The following is a 19,073-nucleotide window of genomic DNA, read 5'->3' on the forward strand; positions in this document are numbered from 1 at the left end:
ATTCATCACTTACACCCCACCCGGACATCATTAGTTTTGACTGGCTAGTTTGTTCTTCTTGGCCATACGTTCGCGTTCATTTTTATCAAGGATTTTTTTACGAAGACGGATGCTCTCCGGTGTAACCTCACAGTATTCATCTTCGTTCAGGTATTCGAGCGACTCCTCAAGAGACATAGAACGAGGCTTCTTCATGCTGACAGTTTGGTCTTTGTTGGCAGAACGCATATTAGTCATTTGCTTCACTTTTGTAATGTTTACGGTAATATCATTCTCACGAGTGTGTTCGCCGACGATCATTCCTTCATAAACCTCAGTTCCAGGTTCCACGAAGATGGTTCCGCGGTCTTCTACGTTTAGAATGCCGTATTGGCTTGCTTTACCATGCTCCATGGATACAAGAACACCCTGACGGCGTCCTCCAACCTGTCCCTGGTGAATTGGCTGGTAGCTGTCAAACGTATGGTTGAGTATTCCGTATCCGCGCGTTTGGGAAAGGAATTCTGTTGAATAGCCGATCAAACCGCGGGCTGGAACCATAAATTCAAGTCTTACTTGACCAGATCCGTTGTTGATCATATTCAGCATTTCACCTTTTCTTGCACCAAGAGATTCCATTACCGCTCCAGTGTATTCTTCAGGAACGTCAATTTGTACGCGTTCAACCGGTTCGGATTGAACACCGTCAATCATTCTTACGATAACTTCCGGTTTTGAAACTTGAAGTTCATATCCTTCACGTCTCATGTTTTCAATCAAGATGGATAGGTGCAATTCACCACGTCCGGAGACAATCCATGCATCTGGTGAATCTGTATTATCTACGCGTAAAGAAACATCTGTTTCCAGCTGGGAACGAAGACGTTCTTCAATTTTTCGAGATGTAACATATTTCCCTTCACGGCCTGCAAATGGCGAGTTGTTTACCAGGAAGGTCATTTTCAATGTAGGCTCATCAATACGAAGAACCGGAAGCGCCTCTTCCTGGCCTTCTGGACAAACTGTTTCACCAACATTGATTTCTTCCATACCAGATACGGCAACCAGGTCGCCGGCTTTTGCTTCCTGAATTTCAACTCGTTTAAGCCCCATAAAGCCGAATATTTTGGTTACACGGAACTTTTTCACCGATCCATCCAGTTTCATCAACGATACAGATTGGCCGACATGCATGGTTCCTCTGAATACGCGGCCAATACCAATACGACCAAGATAATCATTGTAATCAAGCAATGCGATTTGGAATTGAAGCGGTTCAGCACTGTTATCCACTGGAGAAGGAATGTTCTCAATGATGGAATCAAAGAGAGCTTTCATGTTTTCATCCTGCTGGCTTGGGTCTGTGCTTGCTGTACCATTGATGGCTGAAGCATAAACTACCGGGAATTCCAACTGGTCTTCGTCTGCACCAAGCTCGATAAATAAGTCGATTACTTCATCAACCACTTCTTCAGGACGTGCAAAGTCACGGTCAATTTTATTTACGACAACGATAGGTGTAAGCTTTTGCTCAAGCGCCTTTTTCAAAACGAAGCGGGTTTGCGGCATGCATCCTTCATAGGCATCAACTACCAAAAGCACTCCGTCCACCATTTTCATGATCCGTTCAACTTCACCGCCGAAATCGGCATGTCCTGGTGTATCCATGATGTTGATTCGGCTTCCTTCATAATTGATTGCTGTATTTTTAGCAAGGATGGTAATCCCGCGTTCTTTTTCAAGGTCATTGGAGTCCATTGCCCGTTCATTTACATGTTCATTTGAGCGGAATGTTCCTGACTGATGAAGCATTTGGTCCACGAGTGTTGTTTTCCCGTGGTCAACGTGCGCAATAATCGCGATGTTCTTAATGTCTGTTCTTAAATTCAAATTAATCTCTCCTTAAAGGTCCTATCTTTTTATTTATAAAATTCCCAGTGCCAGTCTGGATATTTTTTCTGTAATTTGGGTATTGATTTTCAACTTTACTATTATACCACAAAGTACAACAATCTTTTTCTTTTTTGAAAAATTAGTTACACTATACTTATAATAGGGAGGATTGGAGGGTTTATTATGAAAGCTGAAAATATCATCTTTTTAGTGATCGCCGTATTAACGACGTTCAGCATTGCACTCATCGGCGTAGCCATAGGACAACACAGCTGGCTAATCGCCATTATTGCCATTGTCGCTGTCTTTTTCCTAATGGGCTATGGTTTTTCTTTGAAAAAGAAATTCAGAGAAAGAAACAACGCTTAAGCCGAAGTAACAGCTTTAGCGAACTTTATATATTCTTTTCCATTTTCATCTTTTTCCAGACCTATTTGCTCAAAACCGGTATGATTCAAAAAAAGAATCCAGTCCTGGTTAAAGACTGGTACTGCAGAAAACAGAACCGGGGTGATGGTTTCCACCTTTCTGCAGCAATCAGCCACGATTTGGCGTGCATTACCCTGGTTTCTCTTTTCAGGGTCAACAAGAATGGTACCAAGCCATGGCTTCCCATTAGAAGGAGCAGCGTATACAAGATACGTTGCTCCTATTTTTTGTCCGTTTTCAATCCAGATCAGCCATTCTCCGCCTGTATGGTCATACTTTTTCATATAGGACTCAAGCTCAGCTGTACGAATTTCACCTGGCAGCCCTTCCTCCACCAGCCAACTCGGCGAGGAAAGAATCATTTGTTTAAAAAATGGAAGGTCGTCCTTTACTAACAGCCTACTGTCCATTGTCATCTTTACCTTGTGAAATGAAGCCAAGAATTTCTTGGTGCAGGGAAGGCTTTGCTGCAAAAATGCTTGTTTTCCCGAGCACATTCACTTCCTCCCCATTCATGTCTGATATGATCCCCCCGGCTTCTTTGATTAAAATATAGCCAGCTGCAAAATCCCAGGGCGACAGTCTCATGGTTAAATACGCATCCAGGCGGCCGCAGGCAACATAAGCAAGCTCGATGGCTGCGGTGCCATACGATCTGGTTCCGCGTGATTTTCTGACCAGCGGCAAGAGAAGCTGGTGATCAATTTTTGGGTTCGGTGTAATCCAAGTCGCATTGAGCCCTATGACCGATTTATCAAGTGTCGTTTCTTCAAGCCGGGGCAATTTGTCCTCATTTAAATACAGCCCTTCACCAGCCTTGCAGTGAAACAGCTCATTTCGAACCACATCATATATGAAAGCCAGCTTTTCTTCTCCGTCATGAAAGATGCCGACCGAAATGGCAAAGTTCAATTGTTGGTGAACAAAGTTCGTAGTACCATCAATTGGATCTATGATCCAAACTGTACCGTCGAGGTCTTTAACCTTATCCCCATATCCCTCTTCACCCAAGATTTCGTGATCCGGATATTTATTTTTGATTTTATCAATAAAAAACTGTTCAATTCCCTTATCCATATCCGTTACAAGATCAGCAGCATGTGATTTGTATGTAATGGTCAATTCATTTGAAAAAGAACGCTTAATGATCTCTCCAGCTTCAAACACCCAGCTTTTTGCCGTATCATAAAGTTCCGTGAGCTTTGCGTTATCCATTTTATATCCACTCCTTGTCTCGTGCTTCCTATACTATATGTTACCACTACTCGACCCCAACATAACCATACAATGCCTATTGGGTAAAGAACTCTTCTCTAACACCAAAAAAAACGACCCTGCATTAGATCAGGTTCGTTTTTTTACCCCGTATCAGTTGTGATCATGCTTCTAGTCTCACTAGCTCTTGGCGTAATTTCTCCAGCTTCCGCTTCGACTCATTGATTTGTTTTGTGTTTTTATTTTGCAGCGCATCGAAAAGGGTGGACAATTCATAGTCGATTTCAAGTTTTAATACAGGGATTCTGCGTTCTGCGTCCGTTCGCTTTAGGGTTTGAATGACTTGTTTCATACACTTTCCACATCCTTTCTTTCGTTTATAAGAATACTAAATATTCTGATTTTTGATATTGTCTTCTATCATATGATTGACTTTTGCTTAATGCAACCTTATTCTCTTTTTTTAATAAAAATATATAAAAGTAGCATATATTGCGGACTGTGGTAAACTACTAACCTGAACGACAATTACGTTTTTTTTAGCAGGAGGAACGACAATGCATTTTAACGGATTTAACGAGAACGATTTTTCTGTATTTGCCATTGATGGCCTGGAGGTGAGAATGGAGAAATTGATCGAAAGGGTCAGACCGAAGCTGGAGGAGCTTGGAAAGCATTTTGCTTTGGAGCTTTCTTCTTCCACCGGAGAAGAAATGTTTTATCATGTGGCAAAACATGCCCGAAGGACTGTTAATCCTCCCAATGATACATGGGTGGCCTTCTCAAGCAGCAATCGCGGGTATAAAATGCTGCCTCACTTTCAGATCGGACTTTTTGAAACCCATATTTTCATCTGGTTTGCTGTCATCTATGAGTCTCCCGTAAAAAAAGAATTTGCAGCGTTATTAAAAAAAGAGCTGAAAACAGTCAGTAAAGCCATTCCTGATGACTTTGTATGGTCACAAGATCATATGAAGCCCGATGCCTTTTTGCACCGGGATGTGAAAAAAGGCAAACTTCCTGATTTTATAAATACCTTGGCTAATGTGAAAAAAGCAGAACTACTGTGCGGAATACATATTCCAAAAGAGAAAGCTGTACAGATGGACGGAAACGTGTTTATTCATAGAACTGAATCGGTTTTTAAAACCCTCATGCCTTTGTACGAGCTGAAAAAGAAGATATATTCCGAATAAGTTTGGCTTGGCAGGAAGGGGAGAAGGTTTCTCCTCTTCTTACCACCATTATATTGTTGGCGTTAAAAAATGTTTGGGTAGAATGTTTTTTATTTTTTTAATCGGTCCTCCGCCCACCTTTTGCGTATCTCGACCGTCTCACCGATCATGCGGCCGATGAGTTCCTTGACCGAAGGGACATCCTGAATTCTCCCCATCACCTGACCGGCCCAACCAAAACCCTCGTCTGCCTTTCCTTCATATATATAGCTTTTATTCCGCTCTCCACTGATCAGATCTTTAAGTGCTTCATATCCCGCTCCATCTTCCTCACGCGAGAGAATAAACTGAGTCCAGCTGTTGGCTACAGCCCTTCCAGGCGCCCCCAGGGATCGTTTAATAACAGCCGTGTCCATCTCATGACCTTTAACAAGTGCTTCTTTATAAGAAGAATGGGCATGCTCACATTCCTTCGTGGCGATAAACCTTGTACCCATTTCAATGCCTTCTGCCCCGAGGGCCAGCGCCGCCATCAATCCCCTGCCATCGCCAATCCCTCCAGACGCAATAACCGGTATGGAAACCGCATCGACAACCTGCGGAATCAGAACCATCGTTCCTACATCGTCTCTTCCTATATGCCCCCCACCTTCCTGTCCGACAGCCATTACAGCATCCGCCCCGAGCTGTTCCGCCTTCACAGCCTGCCTGGCGGATGCCACAAGCACGAGTTTTTTGACAGATACTCCTTCAAGCAACCGGAAAAGTCCTGCAGGATTTCCACCTGTCATACTGATGACTGGAACTCCCTCTTCAAGCGCCGCCTCCACCATGTGCTCGTTGGGGCGTCCATGCTGCCCTATGGCGAAATTCACTCCAAAAGGATAAGGTGTCATTTCCTTCGTTTTTTTGATTTCTTCTTTTAGAAGCTCCGGTGTTTCAAGTGACATTGCAGTAATTTGTCCAAGCCCCCCGGCATTCGATACAGCGGAAGCGAGTTTCGAATAAGCAAGATAAGCCAATCCTCCTTGTATAATCGGATATCTTATTCCCAGCAGCTCCGTAATTTTCGTATTCATCTTCTTTTCCTCCCCTATCCTTCTTTTTTGATTTCTTTGCATACAAAACCGTTAGAATCTGATATACTGTCTTTTGTTTTACTTTTACTATGTACGTATATAAAAAAACGAATTAAGTTCATTATAGATGAGGTGTCTGAATTGTCACAACACGAAACCCCTTTATTTACCGGCCTGAAAAAGCATGCCAAACGCAACCCTTATCAATTTCATATTCCCGGCCATAAAAAAGGCCAGGGAATGGATCCTGAATTCAGGGATTTTATAGGGGAAAATGCATTATCCATTGATTTGATTAATATTGCACCACTTGATGATCTTCACCAGCCTAAAGGGATGATCAAGCACGCCCAGGATTTGGCTGCCCAGGCGTTTGGGGCTGACCATACGTTTTTTTCTGTCCAAGGGACTAGCGGCGCTATCATGACGATGATTATGTCTGTTGTTTCCCCGGGAGATAAAATTATTGTGCCGAGAAATGTGCATAAATCCATCATGACAGCAATCGTCTTTTCCGGAGCCACTCCTGTCTTTATACATCCTGAAATTGACCGTGATCTGGGTATTTCTCATGGCATCACACCTCAGAGTGTTAAAAAGGCGCTTGAGCAAAACCCGGACGCCAAAGCGGTTCTTGTCATCAATCCAACATATTATGGCATTTCCGCCAACTTGAGTGAAATTGTGGACATTGCCCATAGCAATCAGGTTCCAGTACTTGTTGATGAAGCTCATGGGGTACTTATACATTTCCACGATAAAATGCCTTTATCAGCTATGCAGGCTGGGGCAGACATGGCAGCGACCTCTGTTCATAAATTGGGCGGATCTCTGACAGGAAGTTCAATACTGAATATAAAAGAAGGGCTTGTTTCGGCGAAACGTGTTCAAACCATTCTAAGTATGCTTACTACTACATCTACTTCTTATATTCTGCTGGCATCACTTGATACAGCCCGTAAGCGTCTGGCTACCGAAGGATACAGCATCATAGAAAAAGCCATTAAATTAGCAAATGACGCCCGTGAGAAAATTAATCAGATTCCTTTGCTGTACTGCGTTGGAGAAGAAATATTGGGAAAAGAAGCAACCTATGACCTGGACCCTACAAAACTGTTGATTTCAGTAAAGGATCTTGGCATCACAGGCTATGATGCAGAGGTATGGCTGCGCGAGGAACATAATATCGAAGTTGAACTCTCTGATCTGTATAATATCCTTTGTTTAATCACAACCGCAGATCATGAAAAAAATATCATGGTCCTTGTTCATGCTTTAAAAGAAATGGCAGACCATTTTGGGAAGAACCCGGGCGGCAAGCCTGTGCAGCCCCTGCCGGTCCATGTTCCGGATATCCCGGTTCTGGCCTTGTCACCGCGCGATGCCTTTTATGCGGATACCGAAAGCATTCCGTTTGAAGAATCTGCCGGAAGAATCATCGCAGAGTTCTTAATGGTATACCCGCCCGGCATACCGATTTTTATCCCTGGCGAAATTATTACTCAAGAGAACCTTAATTACGTTAAAGAAACGATTGAAGCAGGTCTGCCCGTACAAGGGCCTGAAGATCCCGAATTGAAAATGATCAAAGTCATCAAAGAGCATATTGCAATCCGATAAAGAAAGGAGCCTGGAAATCCAGGCTCCTTCTTTATTTTTTATTGCAAAGAAAAAAGACCCCACTCACTTCCACTCAGGGCCTTTTCACGTTTCTACATAATTATTTGTCGTTTTTGCTTGAGCAGTTCGGGCATTTATTTGAATATAATTTCGTCACTTTTTCGTCTTCAAAATGTTCAATAGTGTTGTCACATGTTTGGCAAATGATTTCTCCCATCACAAAACATCTCCTTTTCATGTAAGCGCTGTTATTCTTATCTCCATATTATTATGTCACATTCGTTTTGTCAACACTTAATTAGTGTGACACATTTATTTAATTAGGATAATTAATCATACTGTTCAGAAGCAGGTATGTGGGGAACTGTCTCTTCAAAAAACAGAGATAAATCTTTTGCTTCCTTTAATGAATGTATCTGGAATACCCGTTGCAAGTATTCATGATTTTGCAAGTCATTGGCATCTAAAAGTGCAGAGCGTCCTGTCTGCATACAGATAACCAGCGGTTTTCCGAAAAACATATTCGTGTGAACAATCCCAAAATCATAACGGACGTCTTCTGTGGTAAAACCTACGAATCTTACACCCACATTTTCTTGTTCATCGTATAGCTTTTCAAATATCTCCACAGTAACCCCTCCTTTAATTTCGTTCGTAAAGCGGGCTGCTATGCTTGCAATATATCATAACTATATTCGCTGAAATGTGATTTATAACAACTTGCAATTTATATCTTTTTCCCTATTGGGACAGCAAATAAACCTTATTGTCAAAATATTTTAAATAATGATAAACTTATCTTAACAAGTTATGAAGAGCTAATAAAGAAAGGCGGAGATTTCCATTGCAAGAAAATGCTTATATTAAATTGGTGCCTGCTTCAAAACAGCAAGTCATAACCATCGATGAAGTAAAGGATCTGTTTCGCTATTACAAAGAAATTACCGGTAAAACCGGCTCTCAATTAGGCTGGGAATATGGAGAATCAGCGTTTCCTTATAACATGGAAGAGAAGAGCCACGGGAAAGGAAAATGGTTTTATTTGAAAAGTAAAGAACAGCGGTTTAAATATATTATGGTTGGGGTAGATAATGAATCAGGAACCTGTCCAACTACCCCCTATATTCAAATTACCCTTCCTGAGGGATTTACCCATGGTGATAAAGGAAAAGCAAACGAATTCTGCAAGTTCCTGGCCAAGCAGCTGAATGCCGAGCTGCATTTATTTAATGGGAGAATTATGTACTATTATAAAAGAAAATGATGCGGGTTTGCAGTACAGGGGAATATTTGTGGACGAAGTCCTGCCTTATGGTTAGACTTCTTTTTTTATGTTCTGTATCCTATTAAGTTGGGGGGATGTGGAAAGACTATACTTAGGGCCGAACATAAAATCCAATATTTAAAAGTAAAGGTGTGAAACATTATCAAAAAATCGAACACAGTTTTTATCGTATCCCTAATTATATCTATATTATTTATCGCTCCAGGCATAATTGCTCCAAAGCAATTCGCCAAGATTGCAACTTCCATTCAAACTTTCCTGCAGGACAAGTTTGGCTGGTTTTACTTGCTTTCTGCAACGGCCTTCCTCGTATTTGTCTTATTCCTTGCATTCAGCAAGTTTGGAAGGATTCGTTTAGGCAAGCCTGACGATCGTCCAGAATACAGTACGATTACCTGGTTTGCAATGCTTTTCAGTGCCGGTATGGGTATTGGTCTTGTTTTCTGGGGAGTGGCGGAGCCAATCAGCCATTATTTCACTCCGCCAAATGGCGAGGCTGCAAGCCCTCAGGCTGCACAAAACGCGCTTCGCTATAGTTTTTTCCATTGGGGACTCCATCCGTGGGGGATATATACTCTGATCGGATTATCATTGGCCTACTTTAAATTCCGGAAAAACGCTCCTGGATTAATTTCCGCTATCTTCACCCCGCTTATCGGGGACCGGGTCAATGGTCCAATCGGAAAAACCATTGATGTCATTGCTGTTTTTGCCACAGTCTTTGGGGTAGCCACTTCGCTTGGACTTGGAGCAATTCAGATTAGTGGAGGAATATCTTACCTAACAGATTTCTCTAATAACTTTCAAACGCAGTTTATCATTATTATCATTGTTACTTTCCTGTTTATGTTCTCTGCCCAGACTGGACTGGATAAGGGTATTAAATATTTGAGTAACACGAACATCATTTTGGCCATTCTTTTAATGGTTGCATTGCTCTTTGCCGGCCCAACCAATTTCATTATGGATGCTTTTGTCCAGTCTCTTGGCAGTTACCTTCAGTACCTTCCAAGCATGAGTTTTAACCTTAGTACATTTAATCCAAAAAATTCTTCCTGGATTCAAAGCTGGACCGTCTTTTATTGGGCCTGGTGGATTGCTTGGGCGCCGTTTGTCGGTACCTTTATTGCCCGTGTTTCAAAGGGACGAACCATCCGTGAGTTTATCATTGGCGTCCTTTTGGTTCCGACCGTTTTTGGCGCACTTTGGTTTTCCGTGTTCGGTGGAACGGCCATCAATCTGGAAATGTTCCATGATTTCCATATAAACGACGTGATTAATAAAGAGGGCTCTGAAGTGGCACTGTTTGCGATGCTTGGGCATTTACCTTTAGGCAATATCATGTCGGTGATTGCAATCCTATTAATTGCCACATTCTTTATTACATCTGCGGACTCTGCTACCTTTGTTCTTGGCATGCAAACGTCTAACGGCAGCCTTAACCCGCCAAACAAAATCAAATTTGTTTGGGGAATCGTTCAGGCAGCTACAGCCGCCGTTCTTCTCTGGTCCGGAGGGCTGGAGGGACTGCAGACGGCTGCCATTATTGCTGCATTTCCTTTTGCCTTTATCCTTATAGCCATGATGTTCTCAATGGTAAAAGAATTGCGCGAGGAATTGGCAGCAATACGGCAGGAAGGAAAAAAATGATAATGGTGGTATCCATATCATCGTAACTTTTGTTAACAGAAATAAGAAGGATGAAAAAATTGTACTTTTCAATGCTGACGATTTAGACTGGCACATCATTTCCGACAGTAAATAAGAAAAGTACAAAAACATAAAGAATAATAAAATCTCGAAGAATGGTCTGTCATGCTTCGATAGTCCTATGATGGTAAAGTAACAGCACCATAACAATGCATGAAGTGCAAGTAACAGGCTCAAGGTTCTCAAAGGCACCCCCCCGTCCTACTTTATGCGTGCTGCTTTGCAGTCAATCCTAAAAATTCACAAAAAGAGGCTCTTCCTGATGGAAGAGCCTCTTTTATATGAGAAAAAAATTGCTGAATTAAGTTAATCTTGAGTTATATAAAAAACAGGTTTATTAATACTGGAAAAATAGTTAATAACGAAGAATTATATGTCTTAGGAATCGAATAATAAATCATTAACATTAATTCTGCAATATTAAAACAGCCTTCCCCAGAAGGAAGGCTGTTTTATATAAAATTTATTTTACGATGTGAATAGGAGAACCAAGAGCAACTTCCGCTGCTTCCATAGAAATCTCACCGAAAGTAGGATGTGCATGAATGGTCATGGCAATGTCTTCAGCTGTCATACCAGCTTCAATCGCAAGTCCAAGCTCAGCAATCATATCGGAGGCGTTGCCACCCGCGATTTGAGCACCAAGAAGCAATCCATCTTCAGCACGAGTGATTAGCTTCATGAAGCCATCAGTCTCGTTCATGGAAAGAGCACGTCCATTCGCCGCAAATGGGAATTTGGAAGCTTTTACTTCAAAACCAGCTTCTTTTGCACTCTTTTCGTCAAATCCGACCGTAGCCAATTCAGGATCTGTAAATACAACAGCAGGAATGGCAAGATAGTCGATTTCAGAAGGATGACCGCTGATTGCTTCAGCCGCTACCTTACCTTCGTAAGAAGCCTTATGAGCAAGAGCTGGGCCTTCTACGATGTCACCGATCGCATAAATGCCTTTTACGTTTGTTTGGCATTGCTTGTCGATCTTGATCAAACCGCGTTCAGTCATTTCAATTCCCACTTGTTCAAGGCCAAGTTCTTCTGTGTTTGGTCGGCGTCCAACAGTAACCAGTACATAATCTGCTTCAAAGGTTTTTGTTTCACCTTTTATTTCAGCTGTTACGGTTACACCATCTTTTGTTTCTTCAACGCCTTTGGCAAGAGCCTGTGTAAACACTTCTACATTGCCTTTTTTCTTCAGGCGCTTGGAAACCACTTGGCTCATTTGCTTTTCAAAGCCAGGAAGGATTTGTTTGCTTCCTTCAAGCACTGTAATTTCTGTGCCAAAGTTAGCGAACGCAGTTCCAAGCTCCATACCGATGTACCCGCCACCGATGACTACCATTTTTTTAGGTACTTCCTGAAGAGCAAGTGCCCCTGTGGATGAAATGACACGGTCACTCCATTTGAATCCAGGAATTTCGATCGGACGAGAACCAGTTGCAATGATGCAATTTTTGAAAGTATAGGTTTGAGATGATTTTTCATCCATGATGCGTACAGTGTTTTCGTTAACGAAATAAGCTTCACCCCGAATGATTTCCGCTTTATTTCCTTTAAGCAAACCTTGAACACCAGTAGTCAGCTTTTTAACAATTCCTGATTTCCATTCTTGAACCTTGCCGAAGTCCACAGATACGTTCTCTGCAGAGATCCCCATATCATCGGAATGCTTGGCGTGTTCAACACGGTGTCCAGCATTGATCAAAGCTTTAGAGGGAATACATCCAACGTTCAAGCATACGCCGCCCATTTCACCTTTTTCTGCTACAGCCACTTTCTGTCCAAGCTGAGCAGCGCGGATTCCAGCCACATATCCCCCAGGGCCGGAACCAATTACGAGTGTGTCTAATTCAATCGGAAAATCACCTACAACCATTTCTCTACGCCTCCATTACTAGTAGTTGTGGATCGTTCAATAAACGTTTAATATGATTCATCGCATTTTGAGCTGTTACACCATCAATCAGACGGTGGTCGAAGCTTAATGATAACGCAAGCACAGGTGCTACAACAATTTCCCCGTTTTTCACCACTGCTTTTTCTGCAATACGGCCAATTCCAAGGATGGCAACTTCAGGATGATTGATAACTGGAGTAAACCATTGTCCGCCTGCTGAACCAATGTTGGAGATCGTTACAGATCCGCCTTTCATTTCATCAGCTGAAAGTTTTCCGTCACGCGCTTTAACAGCAAGCTCGTTGATTTCTGCAGAAATTTTAAAGATGGATTTACGGTCAGCATCCTTAACGACAGGAACCATTAGACCGTTATCTGTATCAGCGGCAATTCCGATGTTGTAATAGTTCTTCCAAACAATTTCTTCGTTTGCATCATCAATAGAAGCATTGATTGCAGGAAATTCGCGTGCAGCAGATACTAAAGCTTTTACGACATATGGAAGGTACGTAAGCTTAATTCCTTTATCAGCAGCAACCTGTTTGAACTTCTTGCGGTGTGCAACAAGCTCAGTTACATCGATTTCATCCATCAATGTCACGTGAGGAGCTGTGTGCTTGGAGTTAACCATTGCTTTGGCAATAACTTTACGTACGCCTTTAATTTTTTCACGCGTTTCGTTTTGTCCCGCAGGGATGGCTTTAGGAGCTTCCTTGGCAACAGGAGCTTCAGCAGGTGCTGTTACAGCTTCCTGATCTTGAGTAGTTGTTTCTCCGCTCAAGTATTTGTCGATGTCTTCTTTCATGATTCGGCCATTGTCGCCAGAACCGGTAACTTTACGAATCTCAACGCCTTTTTCGCGAGCGTACTTGCGAACAGAAGGCATAGCGATTACACGCTTGTTTTCATCTGCTGATTCATCAGCGGATGGTTCTGTTTTTGCCGCTTCAGTTTTTTGTTCAGGTTCAGCAGCTGCAGGCTGTTTCTCTTCCTCTGCTTTTGGCTGCTCGGGAGTATCATCTCCATGTGCTGATGGAGGTGGCTCACTGTCAGATTCAATCGTTACTAGTACATCACCAACAACAGAAACGGTTCCTTCATCCACTTTAACTTCAAGAATTTTCCCGTCTACTGGAGAAGGGATTTCAACTACTGCTTTATCATTTTGAACTTCAAGAAGGATGTCGTCTTCTTTGACTTCATCTCCTGCTTTAACAAACCATTTAACAATTTCGCCTTCGTGGATACCTTCACCGATATCGGGAAGCTTAAATTCAAATGCCACTAACAACGCCTCCTATAGTAAAAAATTAATCATGTTTTATTGGGATAAAAAGCCGAAAAAGAAATCAAAAAGATTTCTTTTTCAGATCTGTTGTTTAGCATTAGAAGTTGTAAACTGTCTTCGCCTTTTCAACGATATCCTTATAATCAGGAAGCCAAACGTCCTCTGCTGATGCAAACGGGAATACCGTATCAGGAGCAGCCACACGAAGTACAGGTGCTTCAAGACTCAGGATGGCACGATCATTAATTTCCGCAACAACAGTTGCGCCAACACCAGCTTGCTTTTGTGCTTCCTGGACAACAATGGCTCGTCCTGTTTTTTCAACAGAAGCAATGATTGTGTCAATGTCCAGAGGGCTCACTGTACGAAGGTCAACCACTTCTGCGGAAATCCCTTCTTTCTCTAGCTCTTCTGCTGCTTTTAGAGAAGAGTGAACCATTGCTCCGTAAGTGATGATGGAAACATCTTTTCCTTCACGTTTTACGTCAGCTTTTCCGATTTCAATTGTATATTCTTCCTCCGGAACTTCACCGCGGAAAGAACGGTACAATTTCATATGCTCAAGGTAAACAACCGGATCATTATCACGGATTGCAGAAATTAACAGACCTTTTGCATCATATGGTGTAGAAGGTATTACAACTTTAATACCAGGAGCCTGAGCCATAAGACCTTCAAGGTTGTCTGCGTGAAGTTCAGGAGTTTTTACTCCACCGCCAAACGGTGAACGGATAGTAATTGGAGAATTATATACTCCTCCGGAACGGTAACGCATACGGGCAGCCTGAGCCACCACGGAATCCATTACTTCAAAAACAAAACCGAAAAACTGAATTTCCATAACCGGACGGAAACCAGTTAATCCAAGACCGATCGCCAAACCGCCGATTCCGGACTCTGCAAGCGGAGTATCAAATACACGATCTTCGCCAAATTCGGATTGAAGGCCTTCAGTTGCACGGAAAACTCCGCCGTTTTGACCAACATCCTCACCGAATACAACAACATTTTCGTTGTTTTTCAATTCAGTGCGCATTGCATCTGTGATTGCTTGAATCATAGTCATTTGAGCCATATTATTTCGACTCCTTTGCTTTGTATTCTTCAAGTTGCTCTTTAAGATTGTGAGGAAGTTCTTCAAACATAAAGCCGATCAAATCTGTTACTTTCTGTTTTGGAGCACCGTCAGCTTTTTTGATGGCAGCTTTAATGTCTTCCTTTGCCTGATCAATTACTTTATTCTCTTGCTCTTCAGACCATAGTCCTTTTCCTTCAAGGAACGTACGGAAACGAACAAGCGGATCTTTCTTCGTCCATTCGCTGTCAAGGTCTTCTGTACGGTAACGTGTAGGATCGTCTCCTGCCATAGTGTGCGGGCCATAACGATAAGTAAGGGTTTCAATCAATGTTGGGCCGTCACCATTCAATGCACGTTCACGTGCCTGCTTAACCGCAGAATACACTGCGAGTACGTCCATTCCGTCAACCTGGATTCCTTCAATACCTGCAGCAACCGCTTTTTGAGCAATCGTTTTAGCCGCGGATTGTTTTTCTACAGGAACAGAAATTGCAAACCGGTTGTTCTGCACGACAAAAATAGTCTGTGCATTGTATGCTCCGGCAAAGTTAAGTCCTTCATAGAAGTCACCTTGTGAAGCGCCGCCGTCACCTGTGTAAGTAATAGCGACATTCTTTTTGCCCTTTTTCTTAAGACCCACTCCAACACCGGCAGCTTGAATAATCTGTGCACCGATAATGATTTGCGGCATAAGAACATTTACGCCTTCCGGAATTTGTCCGCCGCTAAAATGTCCGCGGGAATACAAGAAAGCTTGATATAGCGGTAAACCGTGGAACACGATTTGCGGGATATCACGATACCCTGGAAGAATCCAGTCTTCTTTATCCAGCGCATATTGAGAGCCAAGCATGGAAGCCTCTTGACCTGCAACCGGCGCATAAAATCCTAAACGTCCCTGACGGTTTAGGGAAATTGCTCTTTGGTCCCAAATGCGCGTATATACCATACGTGTCATTAATTCCTGTAATTCTTCATCTGAAAGTTCAGGCATAGCAGATTCATTAACTACTTTCCCGTCTTCTGATAAGATTTGAAAGGTTTCAAATTGTTTTTCAACCTGTTCAATCAAACTCATTAACCTTCACCTCATCCTTCCTTACACCAATGTTATCCGCCATGTATGTAATAGGCGCTTCTATTAGATTGCCCAATATTTACCGTATACATGACATGGTTTATAAAAAAGCCTCCAATGGCCCCGATGCACAAATCATTATTGCTGTTTCCCTAATTGACCGGCGGTAAACATTGAACTTGTGCACCCTTCCTTTATATAAGGGCTTTCATAAACTGTATTACTATTTTTTTGAATCTAAAGTAATACAATCATCTTGAACACATCATTAGTTTACACCTTCATATATTGACCGTCAATTGTTTAATACCAATAAGTTATTGATTTGTTTTTTACTGCATTATAGCTGTTACACCTTTTATATAAACCGCTGTATTACTATCTGTATCCATCTGTTTCAAAATGTGTTTTTTTCAGGAAACCCGGAATCCCGCCTTCTTTTTCTAGCGTTTTGGGCTCATAAATATGGTAGAATACAGAAAAAGCGATTGTCATATGAATAAAGAAATCATAATAATGGGAGGAAATCCTATGCTAACCATGAAAAATATTGTCCGGGAAGGAAATCCAATTCTTCGCGAGAGGGCAACAAACGTTGAACTTCCTCCTCAGCAAGAGGATATTCAAATTGCCAATGAGATGCTTGAGTTCTTAAAAAACAGTCAAAACCCCGAACTGGCCCAAAAATACAACCTTCGGCCAGGCGTAGGACTCGCATGCCCGCAAATCGGAATTCCCAAACGAATCATCGCGGTTCATACTGAAGATGAGCAGGGGGAGTTATACAGTTATGCCCTTTTCAATCCTAAAATTGTAAGCCACTCTGTAAAAGTAACGTATCTCGAAGGAGGAGAAGGCTGCCTGTCAGTTGACCGTGATGTTCCCGGGTATGTTCCGCGCTATGCGAAAGTTACAGTCAGGGGAACTACAATAAAAGGAGAACAAGTGGATATAAAATTAAAAGGCATGCCTGCCATAGTGTTCCAGCATGAGATTGACCATCTCGACGGCATCATGTTCTATGACCGAATTGATAAAGAGAACCCTTTTACACCCCCTTCCGCAGTGATCCTAAACCGCGCATGATAAATCCCCGTCCTTGAGACGGGGATTTTATTTATCTATTCCACTATTTTCCTCGCAACCTAAAAAAAGCAGGCGGCATACTATAACCAACTATTGAAAAAAAGGACGGTTATACGTTATGAAAAGAAAACGCCGAATCATTAACAGATTAAAAAAACTTTTTCACGAATACCCATGCCTCACTCCCCAAAAACGGGGATTTTGCATTCAATAAATAATAAAAAAGCCTGTATTTCCGCCTCACATCGTGCAAATAATGAAAAAAACATGAAAAACCCACCTATATCATTTATAATAGAACGAAGATATTGTTAATACTAGCACGGTAAGGAGACGAAAAGATGATTTTTAAAGTTTATTATCAGGAAAACAAAAACGAGGTACCTATTCGCGAAAACACCAAAACTCTATATATGGAGTCCACCTCCATTGAGGAAGTTCGAAAAAGTCTTGCGGATTCAAACTTTAATATTGAGTTTGTTCAAGAGATAAAAGGGAAATTCTTAAAATATGAACAACAATCAGACTCTTTTGAAGTGGAGAAAAGATAATTTATGAAATTTGTTAAAAACCATCAAACTGCAGTCTTTGCCCTCGGCGGCATGGGTGAGATTGGAAAGAATACATATGGTGTTCAATTCCAGGACGAAATCATCCTCATCGACGCAGGAATTAAATTTCCGGAAGACGAGCTGCTTGGCATTGACTACGTAATTCCAGACTATACGTATCTGGTTAAAAATGAAGACAAGATCAAAGGGCTCTTCATTACCCATGGCCATGAAGACCATATTGGAGGCATCCCCTACTTGCTTCGACAGGTTAATATTCCGATTTATGGGGGAAAGCTTGCCATTGCGCTGATTAAAAACAAACTTGAAGAACATGGGCTTTTAAGGCGGGCAAAGCTTTACGAAATTAACGAGGACCAAGTGATTAAATTCAGGAAAACATCTGTTTCGTTTTTCCGAACTACCCACAGCATACCGGAATCGCTAGGTGTAGTGGTGAAAACACCACCCGGCAATATTGTACATACCGGCGACTTCAAATTTGATTTCACGCCGGTTGGAGAACCTGCAGATTTAACAAAAATGGCCGAGATCGGAAAAGAAGGGGTCTTGTGTCTGCTTTCTGACAGTACCAATGCGGAAGTTCCCGGTTTCACTCTGTCCGAGCGACGTGTAGGTGACAGCATTAATGATATTTTCCGAAAAGTTAACGGCCGGGTGATTTTTGCAACGTTTGCATCGAATATTTACCGCCTGCAACAAGTAGTGGAAGCTTCTGTGCAAAACAATCGAAAGATCGCTGTCTTTGGACGAAGCATGGACTCTGCCATTACTATTGGTCAGGAACTGGGATTCATAAAGGCTCCAAAAGGCACCTTTATCGAGTCTTCACAGATTAACAGGCTGCCCGATAACCAAGTCACGATTCTTTGTACAGGAAGCCAGGGAGAGCCTATGGCCGCACTTTCCAGAATTGCTAACGGAACTCACCGTCAAATTCAAATTATACCTGGAGACACGGTCGTATTCTCTTCTTCTCCTATCCCGGGAAATGCATTAAGCGTAAACAAGATCATTAACCAGCTGTTCCGCGCCGGTGCTGAAGTGATTCATGGGTCTCTCAATGATATTCATACCTCCGGACATGGAGGCCAGCAAGAACAGAAGCTGATGCTCCGGTTAATGAAACCAAAATACTTTCTCCCTATTCATGGAGAATACAGAATGTTAAAGACGCACATTCAGCACGCCATATCTTGTGATGTTCTGCCTGAGAATTGTTTTACCATGGATAATGGCGAAGTTTTGGCCCTGTCCAGCAACGAGGCATCCGTCGCAGGAAAAATTCCTTCTGGATCCGTTTATGTAGACGGAAGCGGTATTGGAGATATTGGTAACATCGTTCTCAGAGACCGCAAGATTCTTTCTGAAGAAGGATTGGTCGTGGTTGTGGTCAGTCTGAATATGAAGGAATTTAAAATTGAAGCCGGTCCGGATATCATTTCCAGAGGATTTGTCTACATGAGAGAATCCGGAGATCTGATCAATGATGCCCAAAACCTATTGAATCAGCACTTGAACAGTCTTATGGAAGAAAAACGAACAAGGCAATGGTCTGAAATTAAAAATGAAATCACCGACGTGCTTTCTCCATTCCTTTACGAAAAAACGAGAAGACGTCCGATGATCCTTCCGATTATTATGGAAATCTAAACAGAAAAAGCATGAGAGGAAAATTCCTCTCATGCT

19 protein-coding genes are annotated in these 19,073 nt (G+C 42.2%); 8 read left to right on the plus strand and 11 right to left on the minus strand.

From position 1 onward, the window contains the following. Window positions 1–30 precede the first annotated feature (30 nt). Window positions 31–1,869 carry a translational GTPase TypA gene (gene typA / locus QYB97_RS03740; protein WP_301164591.1) on the minus strand — a complete coding sequence of 613 codons (1,839 nt, stop codon included), beginning with the start codon at window positions 1,867–1,869 and terminating at the stop codon, window positions 31–33. Between the two features lie 186 nt (window positions 1,870–2,055). Between typA and QYB97_RS03745 the strand changes: the two genes are divergently transcribed. After that, complete coding sequence (locus QYB97_RS03745; RefSeq protein WP_301164592.1) at window positions 2,056–2,241, plus strand: DUF5325 family protein; 186 nt, start codon at window positions 2,056–2,058, stop codon at window positions 2,239–2,241. Here QYB97_RS03745 and QYB97_RS03750 read toward each other — a convergent pair. The 3 genes from QYB97_RS03750 to QYB97_RS03760 all read right to left on the minus strand — a co-directional run bounded on the left by QYB97_RS03750 (window position 2,238) and on the right by QYB97_RS03760 (window position 3,868). Further along, window positions 2,238–2,711: a GNAT family N-acetyltransferase gene (locus QYB97_RS03750; protein ID WP_301164593.1), complete on the minus strand. Its 474-nt coding sequence runs from the start codon at window positions 2,709–2,711 to the stop codon at window positions 2,238–2,240. The two genes, QYB97_RS03745 and QYB97_RS03750, sit on opposite strands and share 4 nt — an antisense overlap. Continuing rightward, window positions 2,701–3,516 (minus strand): inositol monophosphatase family protein, encoded by an 816-nt coding sequence (locus QYB97_RS03755; RefSeq protein ID WP_301164594.1) that lies wholly within the window; start codon window positions 3,514–3,516, stop codon window positions 2,701–2,703. The genes QYB97_RS03750 and QYB97_RS03755 overlap by 11 nt, the downstream gene beginning before the upstream one ends. Window positions 3,517–3,679: 163 nt before the next feature. After that, the gene (locus QYB97_RS03760) at window positions 3,680–3,868 is read right to left on the minus strand and encodes a hypothetical protein (protein ID WP_061969159.1); all 189 of its coding nucleotides are present in this window, start codon (window positions 3,866–3,868) and stop codon (window positions 3,680–3,682) included. 205 nt (window positions 3,869–4,073) lie between these two features. Here QYB97_RS03760 and QYB97_RS03765 point away from each other — a divergent pair, with 205 nt between their 5' ends. After that, the gene (locus QYB97_RS03765) at window positions 4,074–4,712 is read left to right on the plus strand and encodes a YktB family protein (RefSeq protein WP_301164595.1); all 639 of its coding nucleotides are present in this window, start codon (window positions 4,074–4,076) and stop codon (window positions 4,710–4,712) included. 89 nt (window positions 4,713–4,801) lie between these two features. Here the strand turns inward: QYB97_RS03765 and QYB97_RS03770 are convergent, their stop codons facing one another. After that, window positions 4,802–5,812, minus strand: coding sequence for an NAD(P)H-dependent flavin oxidoreductase (locus QYB97_RS03770; RefSeq protein WP_301164596.1), 1,011 nt, complete (start codon window positions 5,810–5,812; stop codon window positions 4,802–4,804). Window positions 5,813–5,911: 99 nt separating this feature from the next. Here QYB97_RS03770 and QYB97_RS03775 point away from each other — a divergent pair, with 99 nt between their 5' ends. After that, entirely contained in the window at window positions 5,912–7,390 is a 1,479-nt protein-coding gene (locus QYB97_RS03775; RefSeq protein ID WP_301164597.1) for an aminotransferase class I/II-fold pyridoxal phosphate-dependent enzyme, read from the plus strand. Between the two features lie 100 nt (window positions 7,391–7,490). Here QYB97_RS03775 and QYB97_RS03780 read toward each other — a convergent pair whose 3' ends face one another. Together QYB97_RS03780 and QYB97_RS03785 are read right to left on the minus strand one after the other, a co-directional pair. Further along, window positions 7,491–7,628, minus strand: coding sequence for a GapA-binding peptide SR1P (locus QYB97_RS03780; RefSeq protein ID WP_425589754.1), 138 nt, complete (start codon window positions 7,626–7,628; stop codon window positions 7,491–7,493). Window positions 7,629–7,719: 91 nt separating this feature from the next. Continuing rightward, the gene (locus tag QYB97_RS03785) at window positions 7,720–8,019 is read right to left on the minus strand and encodes a DUF3055 domain-containing protein (protein ID WP_301164599.1); all 300 of its coding nucleotides are present in this window, start codon (window positions 8,017–8,019) and stop codon (window positions 7,720–7,722) included. A gap of 215 nt (window positions 8,020–8,234) precedes the next feature. On the opposite strand from QYB97_RS03785, the gene QYB97_RS03790 reads away from it, so the two are divergent. Together QYB97_RS03790 and QYB97_RS03795 are read left to right on the plus strand one after the other, a co-directional pair. Next, window positions 8,235–8,654: a DUF1885 family protein gene (locus QYB97_RS03790; RefSeq protein WP_301164600.1), complete on the plus strand. Its 420-nt coding sequence runs from the start codon at window positions 8,235–8,237 to the stop codon at window positions 8,652–8,654. Between the two features lie 162 nt (window positions 8,655–8,816). After that, window positions 8,817–10,325 carry a glycine betaine uptake BCCT transporter gene (locus tag QYB97_RS03795; protein ID WP_301164917.1) on the plus strand — a complete coding sequence of 503 codons (1,509 nt, stop codon included), beginning with the start codon at window positions 8,817–8,819 and terminating at the stop codon, window positions 10,323–10,325. 523 nt (window positions 10,326–10,848) lie between these two features. On the opposite strand, the gene lpdA is transcribed toward QYB97_RS03795, so the two are convergent. The 4 genes from lpdA to pdhA all read right to left on the minus strand — a co-directional run bounded on the left by lpdA (window position 10,849) and on the right by pdhA (window position 15,726). Then, window positions 10,849–12,261, minus strand: a complete 1,413-nt coding sequence (gene lpdA, locus QYB97_RS03800) for a dihydrolipoyl dehydrogenase (RefSeq protein WP_301164601.1) — start codon at window positions 12,259–12,261, stop codon at window positions 10,849–10,851. 4 nt (window positions 12,262–12,265) lie between these two features. Continuing rightward, window positions 12,266–13,567, minus strand: coding sequence for a dihydrolipoamide acetyltransferase family protein (locus QYB97_RS03805; protein WP_301164602.1), 1,302 nt, complete (start codon window positions 13,565–13,567; stop codon window positions 12,266–12,268). Window positions 13,568–13,667: 100 nt separating this feature from the next. After that, window positions 13,668–14,645, minus strand: coding sequence for an alpha-ketoacid dehydrogenase subunit beta (locus QYB97_RS03810; RefSeq protein WP_301164603.1), 978 nt, complete (start codon window positions 14,643–14,645; stop codon window positions 13,668–13,670). A 1-nt stretch (window position 14,646) separates the two neighbouring features. Then, a complete protein-coding gene (gene pdhA / locus QYB97_RS03815) occupies window positions 14,647–15,726 on the minus strand; it encodes a pyruvate dehydrogenase (acetyl-transferring) E1 component subunit alpha (protein ID WP_301164604.1) in 1,080 nt (359 codons plus the stop codon). Between the two features lie 531 nt (window positions 15,727–16,257). On the opposite strand from pdhA, the gene def reads away from it, so the two are divergent. The 3 genes from def (at window position 16,258) to rnjA (ending at window position 19,037) form a co-directional block, all read left to right on the plus strand. Next, a complete protein-coding gene (gene def / locus QYB97_RS03820; protein WP_301164605.1) occupies window positions 16,258–16,812 on the plus strand; it encodes a peptide deformylase in 555 nt (184 codons plus the stop codon). 341 nt (window positions 16,813–17,153) lie between these two features. Continuing rightward, window positions 17,154–17,363 carry a DNA-dependent RNA polymerase subunit epsilon gene (locus QYB97_RS03825; RefSeq protein WP_301164606.1) on the plus strand — a complete coding sequence of 70 codons (210 nt, stop codon included), beginning with the start codon at window positions 17,154–17,156 and terminating at the stop codon, window positions 17,361–17,363. 3 nt (window positions 17,364–17,366) lie between these two features. Continuing rightward, entirely contained in the window at window positions 17,367–19,037 is a 1,671-nt protein-coding gene (gene rnjA / locus QYB97_RS03830; protein ID WP_301164607.1) for a ribonuclease J1, read from the plus strand. The last annotated feature ends 36 nt before the right edge of the window (window positions 19,038–19,073 follow it).

The organism is Fictibacillus fluitans, assembly GCF_030418125.1.
Lineage (GTDB): Bacteria > Bacillota > Bacilli > Bacillales > Fictibacillaceae > Fictibacillus_C > Fictibacillus_C fluitans.